Origin of the sequence: Bacteroides sp. 3_1_13, from assembly GCF_001185845.1 — a bacterium.
GTDB classification, from domain to species: domain Bacteria; phylum Bacteroidota; class Bacteroidia; order Bacteroidales; family Bacteroidaceae; genus Bacteroides; species Bacteroides xylanisolvens.
The window spans coordinates 2,032,227-2,043,344 of the sequence record NZ_KQ236956.1 but is presented as its reverse complement, the minus strand read 5'-3'; the positions used below and the strand labels follow the sequence as shown (position 1 = coordinate 2,043,344).

Below are 11,118 nucleotides of genomic sequence, written 5' to 3'. Positions count from 1 at the left end.
ATGGCTCAAAATATGAGCGATTCTCAAGTATTGGAGTATGTCAAAGAGGGGATTAGACAAGGGAAAGAACAAAAACAATTAGCCTCTGAACTTGCACGTAAGGGTGTGACCAAAGAACAGGCTATGCGTGTGAAGCAGCTTTATGAGCAGCAGAACAACGTCAATGCTTCCAACGCTACCGGTACGGATGTCAATGAATCCCGTCTTCGTGAAGAAATGAAGGAGAATACTTCCGATATGTTGGAAGACCATCCGAGCACTCAAGACCTTGCACGTGGTAATCAGGTTTTCGGAAGAAACATCTTCAATACTCGTAACCTGACTTTTGAACCCAGTGTCAACATCGCCACCCCTTTAAATTACCGTCTCGGTCCCGGTGACGAAGTGATTATCGACATCTGGGGAGCCAGTCAGAACACTATCCGCCAACAGATTTCTCCTGATGGCACTATCAATATTCAGAAAATAGGTCCTGTCAACCTGAACGGACTAACCATTTCTGAAGCCAATGACTATCTCAAAAAAACATTAAACAAGATATATAATGGTCTTAATAATACGAATGACCCCACTTCTGACATCCGTCTGACTCTGGGCAGCATCCGTACTATTCAAATCAATGTAATGGGTGAAGTTGTCCAGCCGGGCACTTACTCTCTTTCTTCCTTTTCTACTGTATTCCATGCACTTTATCGTGCAGGAGGTGTGAGTGACATAGGTAGCCTTCGTAATGTCCAGCTGGTACGTAACGGTAAGAACATCGCCACAATCGACGTCTACCAATTTATCATGAAAGGCAACATTCAGGATGACATTCGTCTGCAGGAAGGTGATGTTGTGATTGTTCCCGCCTATGACGTATTGGTTAAGATCGACGGAAAAGTGAAACGCCCCATGCGTTTCGAAATGAAGAAGGACGAAAACTTATCTACACTTATCAGTTATGCCGGTGGATTTGACGCTGACGCCTACACCCGTTCTTTGCGTGTCGTACGCCAAAACGGACAGGAGTATGAAGTAAACACAGTCAAAGACCTTGATTATAGTGTCTATAAAATGCGGAATGGTGATGTTGTGACTGCCGAGGCTATCCTTAACCGTTTCACTAATAAGCTTGAAATCCGTGGTGCTGTTTACCGTCCCGGTATCTACCAGCTAAACGGTAAACTGAATACCGTCCGCGAACTGGTGAACGAAGCCCAAGGCTTGACCGGTGATGCTTTCTTGAACCGTGCTGTCCTTTATCGTCAACGTGAGGACCTTACTACTGAAGTTATCCCTGTTGACATTAAAGCCATCATGGATGGTACTTCCCAAAATATCATCCTGGCGAAAAACGACATTCTTTATATTCCTAGTATCCATGATTTGGAAGATAGGGGAGATGTTGTAATCCACGGCGAAGTAGCCAAACCAGATTCCTATCCTTATGCGGATAATATGACTCTTGAAGACTTGATCATTCAGGCCGGAGGCTTGCGTGAAGCCGCTTCTGTTGTTCGTGTGGATGTATCCCGTAGAATTAAGAATCCCCGTAGTACAGTAGATAACGATACTATTGGTCAGATATATACATTCTCCCTGAAAGAAGGCTTTGTCGTCGACGGCACACCGGGTTTCGTACTTCAACCTTATGATGAGGTCTATGTACGTCGTAGTCCGGGTTATCAGGCTCAACAGAATGTGGTTGTTGAAGGTGAAATCCTGTTCGGAGGCTCATACGCCATGACCAATCGTGAAGAACGCCTTTCAGATTTGATCAATAAAGCTGGAGGTGCTACGAATTATGCTTACTTACGCGGTGCCAAGTTGACTCGTGTCGCTACTGAAGGTGAGAAGAAACGTATGGGAGATGTGATCCGTTTGATGAGCCGACAGTTGGGTGAGGCTATGATGGACTCTTTGGGTGTTCGTGTGGAAGATACTTTTAGTGTTGGCATTGACTTGGAGAAAGCATTAGCTAATCCTGGCAGTACAGCGGATATTGTCTTGCGTGAGGGTGATGTGATTTCTATTCCGAAGAACAATAATACAGTTACGATCAATGGTGCTGTGATGGTTCCTAATACGGTTTCTTATATAGAAGGACAGAAAGTTGATTATTATCTGGATCAAGCTGGTGGCTATTCTGAAAATGCGAAGAAGAGCAAGAAGTTCATTGTTTATATGAATGGTCAGGTAACTAAGGTAAAAGGTAGCGGTAAGAAACAGATTGAACCGGGTTGCGAGATAATTGTACCTAGTAAGGCAAAGAAAAGGACTAATATTGGCAACATTTTAGGTTATGCTACTACATTCAGTACTTTGGGAATGATGGTTGCTTCTATCGCTAATTTAATCAAGAAATAACGAATACCTTTATTTATGTCTACTTTGATGGAACAAACATCTGAAAAGGAAACAAAACAGGTGTATAATAATCACAATGACGAGGAGCTTGAAATCGATTTGATGGATCTTCTTCGTAAGGTTATAGGTATTCGTAAGAAGATCTATAAAGCGGCCGGTATCGGACTGATAATTGGTGTTATTGTTGCGATAAGTATCCCTAAGCAGTATACGGTTGAAGTTACTCTTTCTCCGGAAATGGGTAATAACAAAGGTGGTGGTTTATCCGGTTTGGCTGCTTCCTTTTTAGGAAGTGGAGTTTCTATGGGAGATGGAACCGATGCCTTGAATGCTTCCTTATCTGCAGATATCGTCTCTTCTACTCCCTTTTTGTTGGAACTTTCTAATATGAAAGTCCCTGTATCAGGGAGTGAGGAAATCTCTTTAAGTTCTTATTTAGATGAAGAATCTTCTCCCTGGTGGAGTTATGTAATCGGGTTTCCTGGTATGGTAATTGGCGGAGTAAAGTCTTTGTTTATCGAAGATGAGGATGAATCTATTTTTTCGGATAAAGCGAGTCAAGGTACCATTGAATTATCCAAAAAGGAATCTCAGAAGATTGAATCACTAAAGAAAAAGATTGTCGCTTCTGTGGATAAGAAAACTTCAATGACTTCCGTTACTGCAACTTTTCAGGATTCTAAAGTTGCTGCAGTTGTTGCTGACTCTGTAGTTAAGAAGTTGCAGGAATATATCATAGACTATCGTACCTCCAAATCTAAAGAGGATTGTCTCTATTTGGAGAAATTGTTTAAAGAACGTCAGCAGGAATATTACGAAGCGCAGAGAAAATATGCCGATTATATGGACTCTCATGACAATATCATTTTGCAGAGTGTTCGTACCGAGCAGGAACGTTTGCAGAATGACATGAGTTTGGCTTACCAGGTATATAGTCAGGTTGCCGGTCAGCTTCAGGTTGCCAGAGCTAAAGTTCAGGAGGAGAAGCCTGTTTTTGCTGTTGTAGAGCCTGCAGTTGTACCATTATATCCTTCGGGAACCAGTAGGAAAGTATATGTTTTAGTTTTTGTTTTCCTATCAGTTTGTATTGTAATCTCTTGGAATTTGTTCGGGAAAGACCTTCTGAGCAAGTTCAAAGAAGTATGTGCCTAAAATCAATTTTTAATGTGATATGGTATCAACCACCAGTCAAATCAATAAATTTATAGAATTTATAGCAGTTCTGGGAGATCTGATCATTCTGAATTTGGTATTGTTCTTTCTCCTTTTCTTTTGGGAAGAAGTATTTGTCTCTTTACCTTTTTCTTGTAGGGTTTCCTGGATGATGACTTCGTTAAGTCTCTGTTATCTGGCCTGTTCCGGTTCTCGTGGGAGGGTTTGGGATAGTCGGGGAATTCGCCCTGACCAACTTGTGTTGCGCGTGTTGAAGAATACTATAGCTTTTTCCATCTTTTGGGCATGTATCATGACTTTTAGTGGAATCTCTATCTATTCTCCTTTTTTCTTTGTTGCATATTTCTCTTTTCTCTTTGTTATCTTAAGTATTTATCGCATTATCATCCGTCATTTTCTGATAGTTTATTGTGCTAAGGGCAAGCATAGACGTTATGCTGTTTTTATAGGTGGAGGCAATAATATGCAGGTGTTGTATGAGGAGATGGAAAGTTCTCTGGCGTCTTCCCTATATGAAGTCGTGGGTTATTTTGATATAAAACCGAATGATGCTCTTTCTTCTCAATGTTCCTATTTGGGTAATCCTGACGGTTTTTCAGATTTTATGTCTGCACATCCAAGCATCAAGCATGTTTTTTGTTCTCTATCGATGGAGGAGGGACGTTACAATTTTTCTATCATGAATTATTGTGAAAACCATTTGCTTTATTTTCACGGTGTTCCTAATGTATGTAAAGGTTTTCCGCGTCGTATCTGGCACAGTATGGTTGGCAATATGCCTATCTTGAATCTGCGTTATGAACCTTTGGGTAAGATGGAGAACCGTATGTTGAAACGGATGTTTGATGTTGTTTTCTCCGGTTTTTTTCTGGTTACAGTTTTTCCCTTTGTTTATCTCATAGTGGGAAGTATTATAAAGTTGACTTCTCCCGGTCCTGTATTCTTTAAGCAAATGCGTACGGGGTTGAATGGTGTGGATTTTGTGTGTTATAAATTCCGTTCTATGAAAGTGAATGATGAAGCTGACAGTAAACAGGCTACGGCTGATGATCCTCGTAAAACTCGGTTTGGGAACTTCCTTCGTCGTTCTAATATTGACGAACTTCCCCAGTTTATCAATGTTTTTAGGGGTGATATGTCAATAGTGGGACCACGTCCACACATGTTGGCTCATACGGAGACTTATGCCCGTTTGATTGATAAGTATATGGTGCGGCACTTTATAAAACCTGGAGTAACCGGCTGGGCTCAAACACATGGTTTTCGTGGTGAAACGAGAGAACTCTCACAGATGGAGGAACGTGTTAAAGCTGATATTTGGTATATGGAGCATTGGACAATGCTACTTGATATATATATCATTTATAAGACTATAGCAAATGTAGTTGTTGGAGAAAAGAATGCATATTAAGATAAGGAATGGATTAAAATTGAGCAGATACAGATATCAATTTCTCAATGTTGATATAATATAGCTAATGAAATCTTTAGCTTTAAGAAAGTGTATTAACGAAGGAAATATTGTAATTAATTATTAGGGAATGACTAATCAATCAGTACACTTTTAGTTATCTTAAGCTGAAAAGGTTGGATAGTTAAATAATGTGCACTTAATATTATAGAGGACTATGCGAAGTTTACATATTATCATGCCAATGGCAGGTGAGGGAACACGTTTTCTTAAAGAAGGTTGGACTACACCAAAGCCATTGATTGAATTGAAGGGGATACCTTTGTTCGTTAGAGCTATTAGGAGCGTAATTATGGACGATATAAATTTGAAGTATTCATTTATTGTTCGTCAGGAACATATTGATAGATATCATATAAACGAATATATAAAAAACAAGTTGCCAAATGCTAAAGTTTTTTCTGTACTTAATACCACTCGTGGTGCAGTTGAAACTTGTTTGATGGCTGAGTCTGCAATAGACCCTAATGATTCTGTTATAGTTATGGACTGTGATTTGGAATTCTCTAGTAAGGCTTTTCTTGAAAATATTCGTCAAATATTAGCAAAACCTGTAGATGAGGTCAATGGCGGCTTGTTGGTATCATTTGAATCAGACCTTCCAAAGTATAGTTATGCTGAGATTGATGCTAATAATATAGTAAGGCGTACAGCAGAGAAAGAGGTAATATCTAATCATGCTCTTTGTGGAGCGTATTTCTTTTCTTCAGGAAAAGGTTTTTTAAAAGTTGCGCATCAATTATTAGATAATTCAATACCTAATAAATCGGAATTTTATGTGTCATTACTTTATAATTATTTGTTGAAGAATGGAGAAACTGTCAAACTTTGCTTAATGGAAAATTATTATTCTTATGGGACACCTGAAGAACTTAAACGATATATGTAATGCTCGGAAGTGAAATAAAACTGTTAATTGTAGATTTTGACGGTACATTAGTTGATACTTTTCGAGCTAATTTTATGGCTTATCAAGAGGCTTTTAATCAGGTGGGATTAGCTCTTAAAGAGGTAGACTATCGTCATTGTTTTGGTTTTAGGTTTGAAAAGTTTATGGCAACTGTTGGCATAACAGATCCGGTTGTAACTCAAAAAATAAGTGAGTTTAAAGGTAATTGTTACCCCGATTTTTTTAGATATTTTAAAGTGAATAATTCTTTATTAGCTATACTGAAAACTTTTCACAATGCTGGAGGTAAAACAGCGATAGCTTCTACTGCATGTCGTAAAAATTTAGAAAAAGCATTGCAATACATTGAGGTAACTGATATATTTGATCTTATTTTGGCGGGTGAGGAGGTGAGACAAGGAAAACCCTCCCCTGAGATATATAGGACAGTATTAAGGCATTTTTCTATGCAACCTAATGAGGCACTTGTTTTTGAAGATTCGGAAGTGGGTGTACAGGCAGCCCAGTCAGCAGGTATAAACTATATAGTTGTTAATTCAAACTATTATGGAGATTGAAATAAGAGGGCATTCTGGTTGTCAGATAGACATTGTTAATGGCGGGGATAGCTTGTTTATTAACAAGAGTACTCGTGATAAGAATTATATTCCACGATTGTATAAGCAAGCTTTGAAACAGTGTAATGCTTCAAAGATAGCTTATCAGCATATTCGTGTACCGAAAATATATGGTATTGAACGTATGGATGAATATCTAAATATTAAGATGGAGTATATATATAGTAAGAATTATGTAGATTATTTTGAAGATGCAGGATTTGACCAGATTAGTTATTTTATCAAGGCATTGAAAATTTTTATTGATTCTGAAATTGAAAATTCAAAAATGACTCCGATTAATAAAAATGTTGTAATAAATAAATATAATGATGTTTGTGATAAAGTTGCTAAAAATGATTTTATTAGTAAGGATACAGATATTAAGATAATTCTAGAGAAGTCTTCAATTGTATTCAATGAACTAGATGAAGAGATAAACATACCAGTTGGACAGTGTCATGGAGACTTGACTTTTTCAAATATACTATTTAATGGAAATAATTACTATTTGATAGACTTTCTGGACTCATTTTTGGAATCTCCATTACTTGATTTAGTAAAGATTAGGCAAGATTCAAATTATGGTTGGTCGCAGCTTATGTATGGGCATGATTTTGATTCTGTGCGGATGAGAATAATTTCAGACAAGATAGATAAAGAGATAGATATATATTATAGTAATTATGATTGGTATAATAAGTATTATAGTACTTTTCAGTTGATGAATTTCCTACGTGTTATACAATATGCTAAGGAGGAGAGAACTGTAGCATTCTTAAAAAATGTCCTCAATTCAATTTTATGAGTATTAGTTTGATTATTCCTATAGGAGCTGACAATATTGAGTATGAGAACTATATGCCTTATATATTTAACTTTGCTCCTGATGGAATCTCGCTTTGCATAAAATCTATTCAAGGGTTAGATTTAAATCGTTTTGATAATATCTATTTTACAATTCTTGAAAAATATGATAAAAAATACTATTTGTCATTATTGCTGAAATTGCAATTTAAAAAGTTGGGACTGAGTAATGCTAAGGTCGTAGTTCTTGATGAGCCAACCACTAGCCAGGCTGAGACTGTCTATCGGACTGTGAATTGCGAGAACATAGAAGGAGCAATTTTTGTGAAAGATCCTGATGGCTATTTTTGTGGAGATTTTACCATTGCAAATAGTATAGCTATTTATCCACTTGATAAGTTGGAAATGGTGAATCCAAGAAATAAGAGTTATGTGGAACTTGATGATCAGTTCTATATAACAAATATAATAGAAAAAAAAATCATCAGCCGTTTCTTTAATGCAGGAGGTTATATTTTTGATGATGCTGCTGTGTTCTGCAAATATTATGAGAGATTATATTTGTATGAACAACTTTTTATGTCGCATATAGTCTATGCTATGCTATTGGATAATATTCCTTTTAGGCCTTTTGAGGTGAAAGACTTCCAAGATTGGGGAAGTGAAAGAGATTATAATTATTATTTACTGGATAGATTATGGAAGTATTAAATGGTTTTATAGCTGGTCGATGTATCGTTTATAAAATATACAATCAATTTGTATTGATAATTTCTTTTATTGATATAATAATAGAAAATGATTTCAAGATCGAATATATGAATACAATCCGTTTTTAGTATTCTATTGTGAAGTATATTTGATAAAAGTGATTTTTAACACACAAAGCCAATAAATGTTTTTTGGGCGATAACTTATATGATAAAGAAGGTTAGTATGGCTTTCTATGATTAATGTATAAGAAGGGTTAAGGAAATAGTGGTCTATGTAACTTGTTTATAAAGCAAATATTTTAATATTTATGTCAAGATCAATAACAGCTAATTATATTTTCAATCTATTGAATACTATTTCTGGAATTCTATTTCCTTTAATAACGTTTCCATATTCATCTAGGATTTTGTTAGCAGAAGGAATAGGAGAAGTGAACTTTTATCAATCAATAATATCATATATCAGTTTAGTTGTAGGATTAGGTATACCATTATATGCAGTAAGAGAAATTGCTAGAGTGAGAAACGATAGAAAGCAACTTAATGTTACCACGATTGAGATATTATCTCTACATGGAATTACTACCTTGATTGGTTATTTGGTCGTTGCTATTTTATGTTTTACAGTTCCCAAGATACAAACAGATTTACCTCTTTTCTTGTTGTTAAGTTCTTCTATTTTTCTTACTACCATTGGATGTGAATGGTTTTATAAAGGCATTGAAGATTTTAAATATATTACGGTTCGTGGTTTGATTGTCCGTATGATTGGGATTATATTATTGTTTACTTTAGTAAAGACAAAAAATGATATTCTATGGTATGGTATTACAATTACTCTTACATCGGTAGGAAATAGTGTATTCAATTTTATTAGATTACGTAAATATTTGTGTATATGTAATATTGATCGACGTAGTATTAATCCTTACAAGCATTTAAAGTCTGTAGGTATAACATTTTTATTAGTTTTATTATCTACTATATATCTTACTCTTAATCCAGTAATTTTAGGATTTATGACTGATGATGTATATGTTGGTTATTATTATGGTGGTATAAAATTGTTTTCACTAGTGTTTGGAATAGTAGATTCGTTAACTGCAATTTTGCTACCTCGGTTTTCGAATTTGATGGCTGAAGGAAGAGATGAAGAATTTGCTACAATCTCTCAAAAAGTATATTCGTTTACTGTTGGAGTTTCTTTACCAATATCTGTTGGACTGTTCTTTGTTAGTCAATATGCTATACCTATTTTGGGTGGTAATAGTTTTATACCATCTATAGGTGTTTCTCAGATTTTATCTGTTTTGCTGGTTTTAGTGGGACTTTCAAATGTATTTGGGATGCAGACTCTTTATCCTAAAGGGAAAGTGTATATTATGGTGAAAGTAACTTTAATGGCATGTATTACAGACCTCTTAGTGTGTTTTTTGACTATTCCTACATTCAAGCATTATGGTGCTGCTATGGGGTATTTAGCTGCAGAACTAGTTGCAACTACAGGGTTGTACATCATGGGAAGAAAGTATATTTCTATTAGGTTATTCGATAAATCAATAATACATTATTTATTCGCTGTTATTTTAATGGGGGGAGGCTTGTTTGTGCTTCAGTCATTAAATTGGAATAATTTATTGATGTGCATTATAATGATGTGCGTAGGAGCTTTTATATATGTACTTTCACTTTTATTGCTAAAGGATTCGCTGATATTAGAAGGCCTTGCGATTGTTCAAAATAAATGTTTAAAGAAATAAAAATGCAGTTGATTAAGAGTATATTGCGAAAGTTTTTTTCATGTACTATTTCATTGATGATTCGTTTATGTAGAAATGAAAAGGTTATGCTAGATATTTTTTCTCGTAGTTTTGAAAAATATTCAGATAACTATTTTTGTTATAAACTTCGCCCCAAAAAAGCAGATTATTTTATTCCTAGTAATATAAAGACTACAACTACTTCTGGTGAATTTGCTATTGTTCTTCAAGGGTTGATAGAGATGCGTGATGAATTTACTTTTGAGACTATTAAATTATATAGAAGATTGTTTCCGGGAGCAATTATCATAGTTAGTACTTGGGATTATACAGACCCATCTATAGTACGGACTTTGGAATTATTAGGGTGCGAAGTTGTTTTGAATAAAGATATACCTGTGTGTGGCTTGGGGAATGTAAACTATCAAATTTGCACAAGCTTGGCTGGATTGAAAAGAGCTAAAGAATTGGGAGCAGAGTTTGCATTAAAGAATAGATCAGATTTACGTGTCTATCGTGAATTTGCTTTTGAATATCTTAAGAGCCTTGTTGAATTAAATACGATTTCTTCTAGTAATGTTTATGGATTGAAAGGACGTATAATAACACAAGCTGGTAATTGGGGGCAAATGTTTAATCCTATGTGGCTGCAAGATTTTCTCTATTTTGGATATACTGATGATCTTATAAACTTATTTGATATTCCATATGATGATAGGAATATTCATTGTTATAGAAAAGATAATTTCGATACAAAGCGAGTACTGACGGGTGAAACTCTTGCTAAGTGGCCAGCGTCTGAAATAAATATAACCAAACGCTTTATTCAGAAATATCATAATTCTGATTTAAGTCTCAAAGATTGGTGGAATTTTCTAGGTGAGTATTGCTATATTGTAGATTCGGAGGACTTATTGACATTGTGGAATAAGTATGGACTCAATGACCTGGGACAGTTTTACTGTGAATACGATGGTAAGCACAATTATAGAGATCCATTTCGGCATATAAGTTCATCTGATTTTATTAATATCATGAACCATAAGTATATATATGAAGAGTGGATGGAAAACGAGAAGGCTAATTACACTATAGAATAATGAAAAATTTAATAGTTTCTGTAGTTCGTGTTCTAGCCATTATACGACGATGGACCTTTCACTTTACTTAGTAATAAGTGACCGATTTATAGTGTTAAGTTTTTTATGCTGTGAAGACCAATCGCTACAGATTCTTATTGGGTATATGTTGGCCTTTAATTTAGTTGCTTTGCTGTATGTAATTGGGTTATAATATATTAGCAAAATATCCTTCAGTAAAAGGTCATTTATGGCATTTA

General features: G+C 35.5%; 9 protein-coding genes. All 9 read left to right on the top strand.

The window, feature by feature from the left end:
• Positions 1-2,349 (top strand): SLBB domain-containing protein (locus HMPREF9009_RS20760; RefSeq protein ID WP_134993650.1); only part of this gene is annotated, 2,349 nt, incomplete at its 5' end.
• Between the two features lie 15 nt (positions 2,350-2,364).
• Positions 2,365-3,501: a Wzz/FepE/Etk N-terminal domain-containing protein gene (locus HMPREF9009_RS20755; RefSeq protein ID WP_008021475.1), complete on the top strand. Its 1,137-nt coding sequence runs from the start codon at positions 2,365-2,367 to the stop codon at positions 3,499-3,501.
• Positions 3,502-3,520: 19 nt separating this feature from the next.
• Complete coding sequence (locus HMPREF9009_RS20750) at positions 3,521-4,933, top strand: undecaprenyl-phosphate glucose phosphotransferase (RefSeq protein WP_008021478.1); 1,413 nt, start codon at positions 3,521-3,523, stop codon at positions 4,931-4,933.
• A gap of 217 nt (positions 4,934-5,150) precedes the next feature.
• Positions 5,151-5,882 carry a glycosyltransferase family 2 protein gene (locus HMPREF9009_RS20745; RefSeq protein WP_008021480.1) on the top strand — a complete coding sequence of 244 codons (732 nt, stop codon included), beginning with the start codon at positions 5,151-5,153 and terminating at the stop codon, positions 5,880-5,882.
• On the top strand, positions 5,882-6,460 hold the full coding sequence (locus HMPREF9009_RS20740; protein ID WP_008021481.1) for an HAD family hydrolase: 579 nt from the start codon (positions 5,882-5,884) through the stop codon (positions 6,458-6,460). The genes HMPREF9009_RS20745 and HMPREF9009_RS20740 overlap by 1 nt, the downstream gene beginning before the upstream one ends.
• Positions 6,450-7,307, top strand: coding sequence for a phosphotransferase (locus HMPREF9009_RS20735; protein WP_008021484.1), 858 nt, complete (start codon positions 6,450-6,452; stop codon positions 7,305-7,307). Before HMPREF9009_RS20740 ends, HMPREF9009_RS20735 begins: the two co-directional genes overlap by 11 nt.
• A complete protein-coding gene (locus HMPREF9009_RS20730) occupies positions 7,304-8,017 on the top strand; it encodes a glycosyltransferase family protein (RefSeq protein ID WP_008643074.1) in 714 nt (237 codons plus the stop codon). Before HMPREF9009_RS20735 ends, HMPREF9009_RS20730 begins: the two co-directional genes overlap by 4 nt.
• A gap of 310 nt (positions 8,018-8,327) precedes the next feature.
• Positions 8,328-9,779, top strand: a complete 1,452-nt coding sequence (locus tag HMPREF9009_RS20725; RefSeq protein WP_008643076.1) for an oligosaccharide flippase family protein — start codon at positions 8,328-8,330, stop codon at positions 9,777-9,779.
• Complete coding sequence (locus HMPREF9009_RS20720) at positions 9,764-10,879, top strand: WavE lipopolysaccharide synthesis family protein (RefSeq protein ID WP_015532609.1); 1,116 nt, start codon at positions 9,764-9,766, stop codon at positions 10,877-10,879. The genes HMPREF9009_RS20725 and HMPREF9009_RS20720 overlap by 16 nt, the downstream gene beginning before the upstream one ends.
• Positions 10,880-11,118 lie beyond the last annotated feature (239 nt).

Excerpts from the sequence above, each read along its gene's own strand:
- HMPREF9009_RS20750 (WP_008021478.1), top strand. The coding sequence starts at position 3,521 with ATGGTATCAACCACCAGTCAAATCAATAAATTTATAGAATTTATAGCA.
- HMPREF9009_RS20735 (WP_008021484.1), top strand. The coding sequence starts at position 6,450 with ATGGAGATTGAAATAAGAGGGCATTCTGGTTGTCAGATAGACATTGTT.
- HMPREF9009_RS20740 (WP_008021481.1), top strand. The coding sequence starts at position 5,882 with ATGCTCGGAAGTGAAATAAAACTGTTAATTGTAGATTTTGACGGTACA.
- HMPREF9009_RS20755 (WP_008021475.1), top strand. The coding sequence starts at position 2,365 with ATGTCTACTTTGATGGAACAAACATCTGAAAAGGAAACAAAACAGGTG.
- HMPREF9009_RS20730 (WP_008643074.1), top strand. The coding sequence starts at position 7,304 with ATGAGTATTAGTTTGATTATTCCTATAGGAGCTGACAATATTGAGTAT.
- HMPREF9009_RS20745 (WP_008021480.1), top strand. The coding sequence starts at position 5,151 with ATGCGAAGTTTACATATTATCATGCCAATGGCAGGTGAGGGAACACGT.
- HMPREF9009_RS20720 (WP_015532609.1), top strand. The coding sequence starts at position 9,764 with ATGTTTAAAGAAATAAAAATGCAGTTGATTAAGAGTATATTGCGAAAG.
- HMPREF9009_RS20725 (WP_008643076.1), top strand. The coding sequence starts at position 8,328 with ATGTCAAGATCAATAACAGCTAATTATATTTTCAATCTATTGAATACT.